At 47.7% G+C, this 17,427-nt stretch carries 17 protein-coding genes; 14 read left to right on the top strand and 3 right to left on the bottom strand.

From position 1 onward, the window contains the following. Window positions 1–74: 74 nt before the first annotated feature. The 8 genes from J2Z28_RS08105 to J2Z28_RS08070 all read left to right on the top strand — a co-directional run bounded on the left by J2Z28_RS08105 (window position 75) and on the right by J2Z28_RS08070 (window position 8,356). Window positions 75–1,100 carry an alpha/beta hydrolase gene (locus tag J2Z28_RS08105; protein WP_211081866.1) on the top strand — a complete coding sequence of 342 codons (1,026 nt, stop codon included), beginning with the start codon at window positions 75–77 and terminating at the stop codon, window positions 1,098–1,100. A gap of 52 nt (window positions 1,101–1,152) precedes the next feature. Further along, entirely contained in the window at window positions 1,153–1,689 is a 537-nt protein-coding gene (gene nikR, locus J2Z28_RS08100) for a nickel-responsive transcriptional regulator NikR (RefSeq protein ID WP_211081865.1), read from the top strand. A gap of 287 nt (window positions 1,690–1,976) precedes the next feature. Further along, window positions 1,977–3,635, top strand: a complete 1,659-nt coding sequence (locus tag J2Z28_RS08095) for an ABC transporter substrate-binding protein (RefSeq protein ID WP_211081864.1) — start codon at window positions 1,977–1,979, stop codon at window positions 3,633–3,635. 42 nt (window positions 3,636–3,677) lie between these two features. Further along, window positions 3,678–4,673 (top strand): ABC transporter permease, encoded by a 996-nt coding sequence (locus J2Z28_RS08090; protein WP_211081863.1) that lies wholly within the window; start codon window positions 3,678–3,680, stop codon window positions 4,671–4,673. Continuing rightward, complete coding sequence (locus tag J2Z28_RS08085) at window positions 4,670–5,677, top strand: ABC transporter permease (RefSeq protein ID WP_211081862.1); 1,008 nt, start codon at window positions 4,670–4,672, stop codon at window positions 5,675–5,677. Before J2Z28_RS08090 ends, J2Z28_RS08085 begins: the two co-directional genes overlap by 4 nt. A gap of 1 nt (window position 5,678) precedes the next feature. Further along, a complete protein-coding gene (locus J2Z28_RS08080) occupies window positions 5,679–6,635 on the top strand; it encodes an ABC transporter ATP-binding protein (protein ID WP_211081861.1) in 957 nt (318 codons plus the stop codon). Then, window positions 6,625–7,227, top strand: a complete 603-nt coding sequence (locus J2Z28_RS08075) for an ABC transporter ATP-binding protein (protein WP_211081860.1) — start codon at window positions 6,625–6,627, stop codon at window positions 7,225–7,227. The genes J2Z28_RS08080 and J2Z28_RS08075 overlap by 11 nt, the downstream gene beginning before the upstream one ends. 436 nt (window positions 7,228–7,663) lie before the next feature. Then, window positions 7,664–8,356 (top strand): stalk domain-containing protein, encoded by a 693-nt coding sequence (locus J2Z28_RS08070; RefSeq protein ID WP_211081859.1) that lies wholly within the window; start codon window positions 7,664–7,666, stop codon window positions 8,354–8,356. Between the two features lie 130 nt (window positions 8,357–8,486). Here the strand turns inward: J2Z28_RS08070 and J2Z28_RS08065 are convergent, their stop codons facing one another. Beyond that, window positions 8,487–10,496 (bottom strand): S9 family peptidase, encoded by a 2,010-nt coding sequence (locus J2Z28_RS08065; protein WP_211081858.1) that lies wholly within the window; start codon window positions 10,494–10,496, stop codon window positions 8,487–8,489. 391 nt (window positions 10,497–10,887) lie between these two features. Here J2Z28_RS08065 and J2Z28_RS08060 point away from each other — a divergent pair, with 391 nt between their 5' ends. From J2Z28_RS08060 to J2Z28_RS08035, 6 genes are all read left to right on the top strand, one after another. Next, entirely contained in the window at window positions 10,888–11,445 is a 558-nt protein-coding gene (locus J2Z28_RS08060; protein WP_211081857.1) for an STM3941 family protein, read from the top strand. Window positions 11,446–11,492: 47 nt separating this feature from the next. After that, window positions 11,493–12,356, top strand: coding sequence for an aldo/keto reductase (locus J2Z28_RS08055; protein ID WP_415841480.1), 864 nt, complete (start codon window positions 11,493–11,495; stop codon window positions 12,354–12,356). A gap of 194 nt (window positions 12,357–12,550) precedes the next feature. Then, window positions 12,551–12,937, top strand: coding sequence for a GntR family transcriptional regulator (locus J2Z28_RS08050; protein WP_026081254.1), 387 nt, complete (start codon window positions 12,551–12,553; stop codon window positions 12,935–12,937). Continuing rightward, window positions 12,930–13,628, top strand: coding sequence for an ABC transporter ATP-binding protein (locus tag J2Z28_RS08045; protein WP_074093792.1), 699 nt, complete (start codon window positions 12,930–12,932; stop codon window positions 13,626–13,628). The genes J2Z28_RS08050 and J2Z28_RS08045 overlap by 8 nt, the downstream gene beginning before the upstream one ends. Next, window positions 13,625–14,365, top strand: coding sequence for a hypothetical protein (locus J2Z28_RS08040; protein ID WP_211081855.1), 741 nt, complete (start codon window positions 13,625–13,627; stop codon window positions 14,363–14,365). Before J2Z28_RS08045 ends, J2Z28_RS08040 begins: the two co-directional genes overlap by 4 nt. Before the next feature lie 179 nt (window positions 14,366–14,544). Beyond that, window positions 14,545–15,048, top strand: a complete 504-nt coding sequence (locus J2Z28_RS08035) for an LURP-one-related family protein (protein WP_091034173.1) — start codon at window positions 14,545–14,547, stop codon at window positions 15,046–15,048. Window positions 15,049–15,213: 165 nt separating this feature from the next. On the opposite strand, the gene J2Z28_RS08030 is transcribed toward J2Z28_RS08035, so the two are convergent. After that, window positions 15,214–16,098, bottom strand: coding sequence for a WYL domain-containing protein (locus tag J2Z28_RS08030; RefSeq protein ID WP_211081854.1), 885 nt, complete (start codon window positions 16,096–16,098; stop codon window positions 15,214–15,216). Beyond that, window positions 16,046–17,401, bottom strand: a complete 1,356-nt coding sequence (locus tag J2Z28_RS08025) for a helix-turn-helix transcriptional regulator (protein WP_211081853.1) — start codon at window positions 17,399–17,401, stop codon at window positions 16,046–16,048. Before J2Z28_RS08025 ends, J2Z28_RS08030 begins: the two co-directional genes overlap by 53 nt. Between the last annotated feature and the right edge of the window lie 26 nt (window positions 17,402–17,427).

Genomic DNA, 17,427 nt, shown 5'->3' with positions numbered 1-17,427 from the left:
ACCTGGTCCTCTTCGCAACGTACACAACTTTAGATGTAAAGACACTTCGATGATGATGGAACGAGGTGGAACTATTGCAGTCCAAGTTGGAAACGAAACGTACGGGGGCAAAAGGTTCTAAACGTAAACGTTACTGGATTCCCAGCGTTGTACTAATTTTGATCATAGGTGTTATTGGGATTGGTACACAATGGACACCAAAAATAACGGTATTTTTATTAAAATCATTTATTGAGATTGCTAATCCAGACACGAACAGCAAGGACAGCATGATCTCGGAAGGCGTAACTCGTGTTGCGGATGTACCCTATGCAGACGAAGGGCGTAATGACAGTACGCTGGATATCTATTATCCTTCCGTAACATCGGAACCTTTGCCTGTGGTGCTGTGGGTTCATGGTGGTGGATGGGTTTTGGGTGACAAAGAGGACATCACAGATTATGCCGTACAATTAGTCAAAAAGGGTTACGTTGTCGTCAGTATGAATTATGCGCTTGCACCGGATACGAAATATCCCATTCCCGTGATCCAGACGAATAAGGCCTTGACCTACGTGAAGAACCATGTCAGTGAGTATCAGGGTGACCCGGAAAACATATTTCTCGCAGGCAATTCGGCAGGTGCCCAGATTGCAAGTCAGACTGCGGCAGTGGTGACCAATCCATCTCTGGCTAAACTGATGAATATAACACCAGCCGCCCAGCCGGAAGAGCTGCGTGGGGTTCTTCTATTCTGTGGTCCTTACAATCTAAGTACGGTAGCCAATACAGGTTTTCCACTCATACGGACATTTCTCTGGTCATATACGGGAGTCAAAACATTTGAAGACTATCCACGACTGGATGAAATGTCGACCGTGCTTCAGGCCACAGCAGCGTACCCGCCTGCATTTATTACCTCAGGCAATGATGACCCGTTGACCAGTCAATCGATTGAGCTGGCACAAGTCTTGAAGCGCCTTGATGTTGAGGTGGAAACCTTGTTTTTCTCGAACTCGTCAGAGAAGCTGGGTCATGATTATCAATTTGATCTGGAGAGTGACGCTGGACAACAGGCGATACATTCGGCAGTACGATTCATGCAACAGTATAGTCGATGAGCAGACAAGTCTGTGGTACACTCGAAGCAAATGAGGGCGCAGGAGGAGAAGTATGGCAGACAAAGAAGATTTGACCCGGTTCGGGGTGGCGTTTCCTACACCTCTGATTGAGCAGTTTGACCAGTATATTGAGGAACAGGGATACAAAAACCGATCTGAGGCTTTCCGTGATCTTGTTCGCAAAACATTACTGCAACCTTCTGCATTGCAATCCGACCAGGATGTGGCTGGTACCATTGTGATGGTCTACGATCACCATATCAGTGATCTTCCCATTCGTTTGATGGAGCTGCAGCATGAGGCGCATCATGACATCATTTCCAATATGCACGTGCACCTGAACCATGACCAATGCCTGGAGGTAATTGCCGTACGGGGTAACCTGGGACGATTGCGTCATTTGCATCAACAGATCCAGGTGCAAAAAGGGGTATTGTATGCGGAGCTCTCCGTGACTTATGTAGATGAACTCAACAAACTGGCTCATGCTCAGAGTAGCGGTCAGGATCACAATCCAGATCAAAGTCCAGATCATAATCACAGTGCGGGTCAGCATGGTCACAGCCATCATCATCGCTCTGCGGATTAAGATGAAATAAGAGTGTAATCTTCCAAAAAATATAGCAAATCTAAAAAAACAGACCATTGGTTAGATGCCAACCGTCTGTTTTTTTTGTTTGTTATAATACCTGACTTTATAGAGCGCTACAAATGCTCGGTTATACAATTTTTTATTTATTAATTCTGAAATATGAAAAAATATGGATTATGAAGTTAACTTTGTTGACATATGATTTGTGTTTTGTGCTACAATTTCTCTAAAAAGTAACACGATAAAAGGGAGTGCAGCACATATTTAGAGGGGGAACGACCAGAATGGGCAGATTTTCATGGAGATGGGGAAAACGAAAAGGTAGAACAGGATTAGGCATTTTGCTTGTATGTTCCATTGGTTTATCTGGTTGTGCACAGAGCACAGCGCCAATAGCTTCATCAGCAGAGAATGGACAGTCAGTTACAACGTCAACCAAAGACGAATTGGTGCTGGCGGTTGGCACCGAGCCGGAAGGCGGGTTTGATCCAACAACCGGATGGGGGCAATATGGGTCACCACTTTTCCAGAGTACCTTGCTGAAGCGGGATGCCAAGTTACAACTAGTTAACGATCTGGCTACGGCATACTCAGTTAGTGAAGATGGCCTGACCTGGACGGTTACGCTTCGGAACGATGTGAAATTCTCTGATGGGGAACCCCTGACGGCTGAGGATGTAAAATTTACGTTTGAAACAGCTGCCAAGAGTGGGTCCGTGATTGATCTGACCAATATGGCTGATGTACAGGCACCTGATGATAGCACGGTTGTATTCACATTGAAGTCGCCGCAGTCTACATTCATCAGTCTGCTGACGACACTTGGCATTGTGCCTGAACACGCCTATGGTGCCGATTATGCAGAACATCCGGTCGGTTCGGGACCGTACAAGCTGGTTCAGTGGGACAAAGGACAACAGGCCATCGTGGAAGCGAATGAAGAATATTATGGTAACAAGTCTGCCTTCCACAAACTCACCTTCCTCTATCTGGATGAAGATGCAGCCTACGCCGCTGCGCAGGCAGGTACGGTGGATATCGCTGCTATCCCGGCAGCGTTTAGCAAACAACAGGTGAATGGCATGACATTAGAGGCCGTGAAAACCGTAGATAACCGGGGCATCATGTTCCCCATGCAACCTGCTGGTGCCAAGTCGGGCGCTGGTCTTCCCGCAGGGAATGATGTGACATCTGATCTGGCGATTCGCCAAGCGGTGAATGTTGTGATTGATCGTGAGGCTTTGGTTGAGGGTGTACTGGAAGGATACGGTCGTCCAGCGTATTCCGTCAGTGATGATCTGCCTTGGAGCAATGCAGAAGCTGTATTTACAGATGCCAATCTAGAAGAAGCGAAGCGCATTCTAGCGTCTGGTGGCTGGGTGGATGCGGATGGTGATGGTATCGTCGAGAAAAACGGCGTTAAGGCCGAGTTCAATCTGCTTTATTTTGCAGGTGATTTAACAAGACAATCTCTGGCACTGGCTGCTGCGGATATGGTAGCCCAGGCGGGAATCAAAATCAATGTTGAAGGCAAAAGCCGTGAAGAGACAAAAAAGATGGCTTACTCCAACGCTGTATTATTTGGTTGGGGCAGTCATGACCCTTTGGAAACCTATAACCTCTATAGCAGTACTCACAAAGGAGAAGGGTATTACAATGTGGGGCTGTATAGTAATCCTGTCGTGGATTCTTGGATGGACAAAGCCCTTAAGGCAACAAGTGAAGAAGAGGCATTGCCGTTCTGGCAGAAAGCGGAATGGGATGGAACAACAGGTTTCAGTTATCAGGGTGATGCGCCATGGGCATGGCTCGTAAATATAGATCATCTGTATCTGGTTACGAATGGACTGAACATTGGTGAGCAGCAGATCCATCCTCATGGTCACGGCTGGCCGGTGACAACCAATCTGGAGGAATGGTCCTGGGATAACAGTACAAAGTAGGAAACGTACCGGTAGCTTTAGCCTGAATTGGGGAGAGATTGGATGACAGGCAGGAATGGATGGGCCAGATTTGTTGGTTTTAAAATGTTGCGACTTGTATCTCTATTGGTTGGAGTCAGTGTGTTGTCTTTTATATTAATGCAATTCTCTCCTGTTGATCCGATCGAAGCCTACATTGGTGGAGACATGATCAGGGTAAGCGCTGAACAGCGCAGTTTAATCGAAGAACGTTGGGGATTGAATGAATCTCCCGTGGAACGATTACTGACCTGGGGACAAGCGCTGATTCAGGGAGATCTGGGGACATCAATGATCTACAGACAACCTGTAGCGGATATTATCCAGGAACGATTCATGAATTCTGTCGCACTTATGGCTGTAGCTTGGATATTATCCGGCATCATTGGTTTCACTCTTGGTGTAGTTGCTGCCATGAGACGGAATTCGAAGCTGGATCGCCTGATCTGTTGGTATTGTTATACGCTGGCCTCCACGCCGGTATTCTGGATTGCGCTGTTGCTGCTGATGGTATTTGGGGTGTGGCTCGGATGGCTTCCAGTTGGCCTTGGGGTACCCGCAGGAATGTCAGCTGATCAGGTGACCTGGGGAGATCGGGCTATTCATATGATTCTGCCAGCGTTGACCCTCAGTTTGACTGGGGTAGCTTCAATCGCTTTGCATACCCGGCAGAAGCTCACGGATGTGCTTGAGTCAGATTATATTCTGTTTGCGAGAGCGCGGGGTGAGCGTGGATTTCAGCTGTTCCGTCGACATGGGTTCAGACATGTTGTTTTGCCAGCCATAACACTGCAGTTTGCTTCGTTCAGTGAACTGTTTGGTGGGGCTGTGCTTGCAGAACAGGTATTTTCATACCCCGGCCTTGGTCAGGCAACGGTTCAGGCGGGGTTGCGTGGAGATGTTCCACTGCTGCTCGGACTTGTGATGTGCAGTGCAATCTTTGTTTTTACAGGTAATATGGTTGCAGACATTCTGTATCGTATGATCGATCCACGGATGAAGGAGGAGCTGATGTCATGAAGCAGACGGTAGAACGCTCCTCCGAGCAGACGGCAGAAATAGCCGAAGTACAGAAAGTGAAAACTGCGACTCAAAAGGTACGGTACAACGTTAATACGGGGTCTCTACAAGCTGAGACTGGAACAGGAACAGGAACAACACCCCCAACGAGAAAAGATTATACGGCTGCCAGCAATCAACGTTTCCGAAATCCTCGCCAAAGAGCGGTGATCTGGGGAAGCCTCGCGGTAATCTGGATTGCCGTTGTGTGGTTGACGGGCAGGCTGCTTCCGGCTGGTTCTACGCTGACTTCACTAATGGATCGGAATTTGGCTCCAACCTGGGCGCACCCATTTGGCACAGATTGGCTCGGAAGAGATATGTTCATGCGTACGTTAAAAGGATTGGCAACCAGCATTCAAGTGGGATTGCTTGCTGCATGTGGTGGCGGATTGATCGCACTGCTATTGGGTTTGGCTGCCGCTTCAAGCAAGGCTGCTGACCGGGTAATCTCATGGATTATCGACTTGTTCCTCAGTGTACCTCATCTGGTATCGCTGGTTATGTTGGCCTTTGTATTCGGTGGAGGTTTGGCAGGAGTTGCGGCAGCGATTGCGCTGACACACTGGCCGAATCTGGCCCGGATTGTACGAGCGGAGATGATCCAACTGAAATCCGCAGAGTACATTCAGATTTCACACAAGTTGGGTCAATCGCGGTTACAGATTGCGGTGCAGCATATGCTGCCACATCTGGTCCCGCAGCTGTTCGTTGGCGTACTGCTAATCTTTCCCCATGCCATTCTGCATGAGGCAGCCATTACGTTTCTAGGGCTGGGGTTGTCCCCGCAACAACCGGCAATTGGAATTATTTTGTCCGAGTCGATGAGATATTTATCTGCTGGCATGTGGTGGCTCGCCTTTTTCCCGGGACTGGCATTGTTGGTGGTTGTTCGTGCGTTTGATGTATTGGGCAACAGTCTGAAGACATTGACGGGTACAGGTAGTTCAAGGGAGGTGAGGTAATATGGCTCTTCTTGATATTGAGGGAGTGTCGGTGTCATTTCGGCGCGCTCGCGGTTGGTTTGGGCACGAACAGACTTATGTCATTCAGAATCTGGATCTTTCCATAAACGAGGGCGAGATCATGGCTGTTGTAGGCGCAAGTGGATCGGGTAAAAGTGTGCTGGCGCAAGCCATTATGGGCATTCTGCCTGCCAATGCCAAGTTGGAAGGTAGAATTAGCTATAATGGCGAGCCTTTGACTCCAGAGCGGCAGGTTCATCTGCGTGGAGACGAACTGGTGTTGATTCCGCAATCCGTTAGTTATTTGGACCCGCTGATGAGGGTGGGAAGGCAAGTTCAGCCGGTAACCCGAGATTCCGGACGGAAACGAGGCTTCATAACTCGATCTCATATGAAAAAGACGGAGCAGGAGCTAATGGAGCGTTATCATCTTCCTCAAGGAACAGCTGGAAAATACCCGTTTGAGTTGTCCGGAGGTATGGCAAGGCGGGTGTTGATGGCTACAGCGACCTCAGGTCAGCCCAAGCTGATCATTGCAGATGAGCCGACACCAGGCATTCATCCCGAAGTACTGGCCGAGACGATGAAGCAATTTCGCGAACTTGCTAATGAAGGTGTAGGTATCCTGTGGATCACCCATGATGTCACGACAGCCCTGACGGCTGCTGATCGCGTCGCTGTATTTTACGCGGGTGCCAATGTTGAGACGGCGCAGGTGGATGATTTTACGGGAACGGGGGAACGTCTGCGCCATCCGTATACGAAAGCACTCTGGAATGCGTTGCCACAGAACGGATTTCAGCCACTTCCGGGCTCCCAGCCGTTGGCGGGTCAAGAGATTACGACAGGATGTTCATTTGCTCCCCGATGTAATGCAGCAACCGCTGTATGTACCCGCGAACGTCCAGAGCTTCGTAAGGTACGGGGCGGAGAAGTGAGGTGTTTCTATGTCACTTGAAGCACGGGACGTGAGTTACCGTTATGATCAGAAATCATGGGTATTCCAACAGATGAATATGCAGGTGCAACAAGGCGAAGTCATTGGCTTGTGGGGACCAAGTGGCTGTGGAAAAACAAGCCTTGGACGCATCCTTGCAGGATATGCAGAACCTGTGGCAGGGCAAGTCCTTTTGGATGGGAAACCACTCCCTCGTACAGGAGTATGTCCGGTTCAGCTGGTATTCCAGCATCCGGAGAAAGCTGTGAATCCACGCTGGCGAATGCGCCGCGTGTTGCAGGAGGCGTCTGTGCAGGATAAACAGTTGCTCGAAGCTTTGGGTATTCAGCAAACCTGGTTGGATCGTAGGCCGAGTGAATTATCTGGTGGAGAACTGCAACGTTTCTGTGTAGCGCGAGCGCTCGGTGCAGCGACACGTTATGTGATCGCAGATGAGATGACAACGATGCTGGATGCCATCACTCAGGCACAGATCTGGCATACCGTGATGGAAGTGGCTCGCCAGCGTGATCTTGGAATGCTGGTCATAAGCCATGACCGGGATTTGCTGGACAGGTTGTGCGACAGAATTACACCGATGCTAACAACATAGTTTAATGAAGAGATAAAGGGTGTCTCGGTAGTCTAACATGAACAAAAATCATGGACATGACTATGGGAGCACCCTCTTTTGTTTTCAACGAACTGTACAGGTCAAGCCCTATGATGTGCATGGGTGAAATCAAGTGTATGGTCCGGAATTTGTGACTTTATTCATATAAGAACAACTTAACGAGACAAAGAACAGTGGAGATACAACAAAGACTATTTTTGTACGCCCCTGGTCCTGTTTTGTCCATTTATCGTTTACAACCTCTCGTCAGATGCTATTATATTGCTAACATTTGGTGGAACAACGGGCTGTTATCCGAATAAGCTCGTACCCATACATGATGAGCATAACTACATGAGTCTTTCGCGTACATCGAGCGATCGTCTTGAATCGTATTATGCATAAGGCTGACATTGAACTCAGGAGGCGTTTAAGGATGAAAAGCAAAAAGTGGTTGATTGCTGCGGGTGTGTTTGGCATGGTGTTAACCGGATCGGCAGGTGTATATGCAGGTACACAACTGGAGACAATCAAAGCTTATCTGAACCATGGGCTCGCCATCGAAGTGAACGGACAGAAATTTACACCGACAGGTGACCAGGGCAAAAAGCTTGCGCCAATTACATATCAAGGCAGTACATATCTTCCCGTTCGTTCAATTGCCGATGCGTTGAAGACCGAAGTGAAGTATGATTCCCAGAACAATAAAGTAAGCATCGGCTCCTCAAGCTCCTCTGGTGGGTCAACATCCAGCGGCAACAGCGGATCGACATCACCATCTACAGGCACGAACACACAGGCTGCAGGCGTGAAATCCAAGTATCTGCCAGCAGATTTCCCATTACCAAAAGATGCCAAGGCAACGAGCTTAATTGAGAGTAATGTAGGCGGCAACGACAAAAAAGTATTGCTCACGTACACAACCAAAGAAACGTTGCTAGCCGTTGGAACATCCTACAAAGACTACTACCAGACCAAAAATTTGAGTCAGAACACTCAGGATATCCAGGCAGACGGCTTCAGCATCGTGGGTCGTGAAGATGGCAAATATGCCGTGACAATCACAGGTTCGGTGTCTGCAACCAATAAGGATCTGAATGAAATCACCGTAGTGTGGGGCGAAGAGTAATCCTTCCTTCTATAAAAGGTGAACAGCAAAAGCCGCCCGTTGAAATCATAACAGATTTCATTGGACGGCTTTTAGGGTTGAATCCATATCTGGTTCTATACTCTGAATTAATAGTCTAAATATTAGTCCGTTACAGGTACTCGTTGAACCATCCGGCAATATGCTCCAAACGGCGTACCCTCAAGTGAGGGTGACCTCCACGGGACAACTCGTGGTTTGCCCCTGGGAAACGAACAAGTCTTGTGGTCTGCTTGCGCCGTTTTAATGCAATGAACAACTGCTCGGCTTGTTCAATTGGACACCGCAGATCCTGTTCGCCATGCAAAATGAGCAGGGGAGTACTCACGTTGCCCACATAAGCGAGTGGGGAATGTTTCCACAGCTTTTCCGTGTCATCCCACGCGTTACCGCCAATCTGGTCTTCCGTGAAGAAATATCCAATGTCACTTACACCGTAGAAGGATAGCCAATTGGAGATGGAACGCTGGGTAACAGCGGCCTTAAAGCGGTCCGTGTGTCCAACAATCCAGTTGGTCATGAAGCCACCATAACTGCCCCCGGTTACGCCCAATCGTGATTCATCGATAAACTCATACTGGGACAGGGCATAATCCACACTCTCCATGAGATCGCGATAATCGCCACCGCCATAATCTCCGCGACAGGCGTCTACAAACTGCTGCCCGTATCCGAGGCCACCGCGTGGATTGATATACACAACAGCGTAGCCTTGTGCGGCGAGAATTTGGAACTCGTGCATAAATGTAAAACCATACATCATGTGCGGGCCGCCATGAATCTCCAGAATGGTCGGGATTTTGACCCCGTCAACCATGCCATGAGGTTTTATGATCCATCCTTGCAGCCGCAGGCCATCTGAGGAATTAAACCAGAAGGTTTCCGGTGTACTAAGGTGGATCTCATCCTCAAGCTGTGGATTGCTGCGGGTGAGCTGAATCGGTTCTACCTCAGGATCTTCTGGTTGTTCATATATATATAGATCACCAGGATTTAGTGTATCGGCTACAGCGGCAACGATCTGCCCGTTTTCCAACTCGGCAAATTGATAAATCTCTCGTTCGTTAGGCCATATATAGTTAGCGCTGCTGCCGTCTCGAGCGAATTTGGCGATGCGTACACTACCATGGATGGTCGCCAGACAGAAGATTGAAGAACCATCCCTGCTGAATACTGGCCCCGTGGTTGTCAGATGTGAACGCATGTCGCCAACAATGCTGTGATTCAACTGTACGTCCCAATCCGTGCTCAGACATACGAGTTCACCACCTGATATCTGAAGGGTGTACAACTTCACAAGCGTGGCATTTCCATAGGAACGGTCACTGGCGAGCAGTGCAATGGATTGTCCATCCGGTGCAAAGGCCATTCGGCTGAACGTATACCCTTCCGGGGTCAACTGTTGCACATCCGATCCGTCTGCTTTGGCAAGGTACACATGATTAGTCAGGGTGTAATCATGATGGTCCTCGCCTTCTTCAGGCATCTGCGCAATCCAAGCGATGGATGTTCCGTCCGGGGACCAGGCGTAGTCTCCGACGTCATAATGACCTGTAGTTACAGGAATTGCTTCCGCATCGATCGGTGCGAGAGCGAAAAGGTGGGAACGTCGACCGTTCCACAATCCACTGGCATCTGACTTCATGCGAATCCGGTCTACGACATGTTCTTGCAGCAGTTTGGGTTTATCGTCTATAGGATCTGTATGTTCTGATTCTTCATTTCCGCTCATATCCACGGATGATTTCGCAAGTATGGTATGACCATCCGGTGACCAGAGCAGAGAACTGACGCCATGTTTCAGGTGACTGATTTGCTGTGCTTCTCCGCCATCTGATGCGATAATCCACACTTGGGATTTCCCATCAACCTCTCTTAAAAAGGCAAGCTGAGACCCATCGGGCGACCAGGCAGGGGAATGATCCTTCTCACCAGAGGTAAAGGGCCTGTCCTTCTGACTCCCCAGATGCAGCAGTCTCAGGTGAGAACAATAACCGTCACGTGCTTCATTCGTTTTCCGGCTTACATATACCAGTTGTCCACCTTGAGGGGACGGAGTTGGATCATTAACCCATGTAATCTGATAAAGATCTTCCGATGTTATGCCGCGCTGACTCATCATTGTTTGTCCTCCCACCATGAATTAGAATCGGTTAATTTCCTAACCTTTCCATTTATATTAACGGAAAGCTAGTGACAGGACAATATGACTAAGGATGGAAGGGGAGTTTTATAACAGCGATCGGAAGGTTGTTCTGTCATCGGAGTGACCCATGTAAATATTCTTTGTTCAATTCATATAGGTGTGTTAAAGGATTTGCTCGAAGGATGACGAATCCTAATGTTGAATAAGCGCAGAAATGACGAAAAATGGTCTTAATTCAATGTTTAACATTGGTTAATTTGGTTTAATGTACAATGCAATTCCTGTTCTACATTCAGGTAATTGGTTCATAGCCATTCGTTTATATAGAACTTGTATGATTCAGTCGCAATGGAGGAGGAACGTCACGTTGAGCACATCCTATGAGCAGCATGTGGAATATCCAAACCGGAAACGAATGGCGTTGCTCACGGCAGGGGCAGCACTTTTTGTGGCAGCCGGATTTTTTTTGATTTTTGATCGTTCTTCAGTTACGAATGATTCCATCCTTTCGGGTGTGATTGGTTTCCTTTCCATTTTGTTTTTCGGGCTATGTTTCTGCTACAGTCTGGTAAAGATGATTAAGAAGGAACCTTCTTTTGTAATCGATGAGGATGGGTTTGTGGATGCATCTTCTTATACCGCAGGAGGAGCCGTGGCCTGGAGAGACGTTGAGAATATTTTTATGTATGAATTAATGGGACAGAAAATGATCGGGGTCAAGTTGCGGGACGAGAAAGCCTTTCTGGATCGCCAGAACGGGATGAAACGCAAATTGATGACGGTCAACAGCAATATGGTCGATGCAACCATCAGCGTTGCCCAAAGTAGCCTCACAGTGCCGCTGGATCAATTGTATATCATGATGATGAGCCACTGGAGACATGTGAGTGATAATATGATTTATGATTCGTATAGTCGTCGTTAGAGAGGTCAGAATGTCCATAGAGTCTTCAGAATGGAGGAATATAGATGATGCATGGTAATCAAACACGCACGATTCTGCTTCCGGATGGAACTGCCCTGCCTGCGATAGGACAAGGCACATGGAACATGGGAGAGAAGCAATCCAGCCAGCAAGAAGAAGTACGCGCACTGCGTTCCGGTATTGAACTGGGAATGACCGTGATTGATACGGCGGAGATGTATGCAGAAGGCGGGGCAGAAGTTGTTACGGGAAAGGCCATCGCGGGCTATCGTGATGAAGTTTTTCTCGTATCCAAAGTGTATCCCCATCATGCGGATCACAAACAGATGATTACCGCTTGTGAGCGTAGTCTCACGCGTCTTGGTACAGATCGTCTGGATCTGTATTTGCTTCACTGGCGTGGAGGAGTACCGCTCGAAGAGACGGTTGAGGCTTTGGAGCAATTAAAGCAATCCGGTAAAATCATTCGCTGGGGTGTATCAAACCTGGATACAAGGGATATGCAGGAGTTATGGAGCCTGCCGGAGGGTGCTCAGTGCATGGTGAATCAGGTGCTCTACCATGCAGCTTCGCGTGGTATTGAACATGATCTGCTTCCCTGGATGCGGGAACGGAGCGTTCCTGTAATGGCGTATTGTCCACTGGCACAGGGTGGCAGACTTCGAATTGAATTGTTGGAGCATCCAGTCATTCAGGAGATTGCACAGGGTCGAGGAGTTACGACTTCGCAGATCGCATTAGCCTGGGTGATCAGGGATGGAGATGTGCTGGCGATTCCCAAGGCGGTGCAGCTGAATCATGTGGCAGACAATGCAGCAGCAGTGAATATCGTTTTGACACCAGAGGAACTCACTCGTTTGGATGAGGCATTCCCTGCGCCTAAAGGTAAGGTACCTTTAGATATCGTGTAAAATAGATAACAATACGATTAATAAAGTTATGCAGAGCAGATCTTCACGATCTGCTCTTTTTTTGTATGGATATCAATAGTCGAAGCTGGCCCATCAATTGAGAGAATATATATTTTAACAAATGGGCTTTACAACACTATTTAACTAGTGTACTATGTAACTAACACACCAGTACAGAGAGGAGCGAGAGCTTTGTGACTATGGAATTTGATAACAATTTACCAATCTATCTGCAGATCATGCAGTACATCAAGAGACAGATTGTAACCGGGACACTTCAGGCAGGGGACAAAATTCCTTCGGTTCGTGAACTGGCGGCTGAACTACAGATCAATCCAAATACAGTACAACGGACATTTCAGGAGCTTGAGCGGGAAGAAGTGGTCGAAACCAAACGGGGCTTGGGCAGATATGTGACCAGTGAGGAGCGGAAGATTATGACGATCAAAAAAGAGATGGCCGGTGAACTGCTGGAACGCTTTCTGACCGGAATGCAGGAACTGGGGATCGAAGAGCAGGATATCTTATCCATCGTAGCCGATGCCGTTGCGGAAGGAAAGGGAGGAACAACGCATGAGTAACATCCTTGAACTGAACCAGATCAATAAGACATATGGCAATAAGAAAGCGCTCAGTAATATTACATTGGATATTGCTCCAGGACGAATCGTAGGTCTGCTGGGTAGCAACGGTAGTGGAAAAAGTACGCTCATGAAGCTGGTTGCAGGTTTGTTGCATCCGAGCAGCGGAACGATTCAAGTTACAGGTAAGCCTGTTGGGCTGGAGACGAAGGCGCTGGTTTCATTTATGCCGGATCGCCCATTAACCGAAAAGTGGATGAGAGTCCGGGATGCGATTGCGTACTATCGCGATTTCTATGTTGATTTTGATGAGGAGAAGGCACGGGAGATGCTGGACTTCATGAACCTTGTCGAGAGTGACCGGGTACGGCATCTGTCGAAAGGGATGAATGAACGACTACAACTAACACTGGCACTTTCTCGTAAGGCTCGTCTGTATCTGCTGGATGAACCGATTGGCGGAGTGGATCCGGTTGCACGAGGCAAGATTCTGGATGCGATCGTCAAGTTCTATGATGAAGACAGCAGTCTCATCATCTCAACGCATCTTGTGAATGATATCGAACGGATTTTTGATGAAGTTGTCTTTATTCGCGAGGGCGAGCTGGTGATGCGGGAAGAAGTGGAAACGCTCCGTCTGAAATATGGGAAAAGTGTGGATGAGATGTTCAAGGAGGTCTATGCGGAATGATAACATTATTGAAGTATGACTTTAGAAGGAACTGGAATACACTGTTGGCGGGGCTAGTTATTTTGATTATCGCGCAAGTGGGGCTTTCCCTTTTCATGTCTGAGGTCACAGGGGTTGTAATTGGTATTATGGGTTATGTTGGAGTAGGTGTGGCTATTTATGTGAAAATGATCAAAACATACACGTCCAATATCCGCTCTTATAATCGCCGTCTGTTACCCGTAACGGGCCTGTCACATGTGTTGTCTCCTTTGATCTTTGGAGCTCTTTGCGGGTTGGGGTTAGTCATTATATTCGCGACTCATGCCTACATCTATATTTCAATGAAGCTCAGAATGAACATGGCTAGCAATATTGATCTTTCGGGTCTGCATGTTTCGGATTATATTAGTTTGTTGCTGTTTAGCGCATGGGTTATGGTATTCATGACCGTCATTATCTTCCTTTCGATCTCGATTGCAGGCAGCTTCCGTTGGAGAACGGGGCCATGGATTGGAATCGTTGCATTCTTTGTCCTCGTTAATCTGCTTGGCTGGTTGGAAAATATCATTACGACAGGACGCTTCAGTCCAAATGAGCTGTTCCGGTATACGGAAGAAAGTACAGGTATTGCAATCACAGCCAATGGCGTATTATGGTCGGACGGCATGTGGGGAAGCATTGTTTTTGAAGTCATTGTGGCGGTCATCCTGGTATGGGCTACCATTTACCTGAACAACAAAAAAGTCGAAGTCTGATGACAGGATAACTTGAAGGTGATGCGAGCAACCAGGGTTGCTCGTTTTTTACATTCAATAATAATCCACTTTTTGAATCCATTACCATTAATTATACGTATATATAGATATATTGTGTGCTCGATGCGAGATTAGTTTAAAGAAAACAAAAGGATATGTAAGCGAAAGGAGGAAGCGTTATGGAATTATACTTCAGGGATAACTTTTTTAACGCAGGTTACACCGAGATTATGAATCCAAATCAGGAACAGGCAGGGCATCTGGATTTGAAAAGTGTCTTTGGTTCTTCGCTCGATGTATCGGATAACAGTGGATTGGTCTGCAGCGGTAAATTTCGCATGTTAACGAATCGTTGGGATATCACTGCAGCAGATGGGAGACATCTGGGTGTGCTTCGGGCCAGATTTAGTTTTTTTAGTAAAAAGTATGAATATGACGCAGGATCACGAGGTACATATGATGTGTCTGCCCCAGCATTTTCGCAGGAATATGATATAAGTGGCAGTGGTGGCCGCATCGTGGCCAGTTTCCGTCGCACCAGCGGCTGGTTTAGTTCAGGGGCATTTGTATTAGATAACCAGTCGGAACAACTGGACACGTATGAATTAATTGCAGTGGTCATGGGCGTGCACGCGATTAACAAAAGACGGAACTCGGCAGCTAGCAGTGGTGGAGCGACGTAAGTGGAACGAATAGAGTTACTTCCGCTGATAAGTTTATGACATTTTTATGAGCAAGCAAGTATCGCAAAAAAAGGTTTGGATGAGATGATCCAGACCTTTTTTCGTATATGGATATATTGGATTTGGCTTTTGAGCAATAGTTATGGTTAACCCAATCTTACAAAATCATTGGCCATCGGCTTTTGCAAGAGAGCCTTCCTCACGTTGGCGGTGCTGAACTTCATTTGCGCGTCCGGAATGCATATCAGGATCTTTTTCCGCATAACGGGCCAATGCCTTCCCAGCTGTTTCGGACATTCGCTCCCGCAGCACTGTGTGATCAGCAATTCGAACCCGTTTGCCGAGAAAACGCATTTTAGATAAGACGTAATCCATCTCATTGCGCGGAACGGTCAGCTCGATCCGATATGTCTGCTCGGCTTCAAGATACTCTACTTGTTTCTCGAAGCAGGAGAAGGCGTAGAGGATTCGGGACAGCTCCTGATTGAACTCGGGCAGTACTTCGATAGTGATGGTCGTTTTGCGCTTCTCTGTTATCGCAGCAATTCGGGCAGTGTAACCCGAAGCGGTATCCGGTTCAACCGGTTCGGCTTCCACGGTAACGATGCTGTGCAGCTTGGTTGACATGAGTTTGTCGAAGCGAGGCGCATACCAGAGCACGTACCATTCTTTTTTGACCATGGAATACTCCAGTTTGTACGGGAAACCAAATTCATCATGGCTCGTGCGTCCATTGCGGACGCGACCTGTCATGCGAAATCCCTGATGATGCAGAATGATTAGCCGTAATTGTCTAAGAAGTGGATGAGAGACACTGTTTTCTTCACTTTTGGCTTTTTCGGTCAGGTAATCCTGAAGGTTCAGGTCCTGCTCACTATTCAGCATGTTGTGCATTTTATCCAACGTTACAGGGCTCAACGCTTCTCTTGCAGCAGGGTGATTCAGCATCATGCGAAGCCAGGCTCGTTCCTGTGAGGTCCAGGTGAACAGTCCGGTTTCATTCAATCGCGTCATCATCTGGTAATTGAACATCTTCTCGAACAGGTTCATAATATTCCGCAATCTCCTTCCATTCCTTGATCATCTCCTGGCGTAGTCTCTGAGGTGCAATTATCTCGCAGCTTGAGCCAAAACTCCGTAACCACGGTTTGATCTCGGTGGTACCGTTGACCTGGATTTCGTAGAGAAACGTATGATCCGTTTCGGGGATGATTTTGCCCCATTGACCTTGCAGACGAACCCGATCCAGAATGAAGTTGCGCTGACCACGCTCCGGGTGGAAAAAGCGTGATTGAACCGTCACGGTATTCCCCGTATCGACGAGCCAACTGTAGCGACTAATGTCGGTCCACTGCTGCTTCAACTCGATCATGTATTCCTCTTCTACTGAATCCTGTTCTTCCAGTTGGGTTATGCCTTCCATCCGGAATTTCACAAAGCCACGACGGCCCTGATATCCAATTACATACCAACGACCATACTGATGGTCATAAATCACTTCAAGGGGCACGATCCGGTTGGATCGTCCGCCTGCTTCCCGTTCAAAACGTGGATTCGTATTCTGTGAACTGTAGCTGGATGGTTTTTTCGGTGAATAGTATAGGAACTGCACACGTTTGCGCTGACGAATCGCACTAAGCAGCGTGTAGAGATGAGCTTCGTCCAGGATACGAGAATAATAGTGATACTTATAGATATAGGGCTCGGTAGCTTCTTCTTGCGGGAAACTTGCCGTAATGGCTTTTTTTAAACTGTCCCGCAATAAATATCCCTGAACGGAAGGAACCTGGGTATTCGCCATCATATCCACAAAATCATACAACTCCAGCTGTTCCTCCACTGTTAATTCGGTAAGGACGTCCTGTTGTAAAGCATATTGATATGGCCTGCCACCTGGCTCTTTTCGAATAACCCCAACCTCTTCCAGATACTTCAGATCAGAGCGAATGGTTTTCTCGTCAGGTAACGCCAGATCCTCCGGCAGATCAGCACAGCAGGCATCCAGCAGTTCCATCGCGGTCAAAGTTTTATGTTGTAAGGTATGCAAAAGGACAGAAAGCCGCTGAACTTCAGTCTCTTTCATCGACTTGGCGCGGAAGAGGAAGAGCAGCATAGGCTCTGCCGACTCCCCGTATTGGAAGCGGACGAGATCTGCCATTTCCCGGCTTTCTTCGGCACCTGACCGCTGGTCAGCGACGGTCTGCATGATTTCTTTTAATCTGCGATTGGTTTTATCAAAGGTATGTACGGATATGCCAAGCCGCTCGGCATACTGTTTACGGTTATACGCACCGCTTGTTAGGGATAACATGCGTAAGAACTGAATTTCTTTGTCAAAACTCTCTCTTGCCATGAACATTCACTCCTTGTTATCCCTTC

The sequence above is a fragment of the Paenibacillus xylanexedens genome (assembly GCF_017874615.1).
GTDB lineage: Bacteria > Bacillota > Bacilli > Paenibacillales > Paenibacillaceae > Paenibacillus > Paenibacillus xylanexedens.
This window is presented reverse-complemented; position numbering and strand designations above follow the sequence as displayed.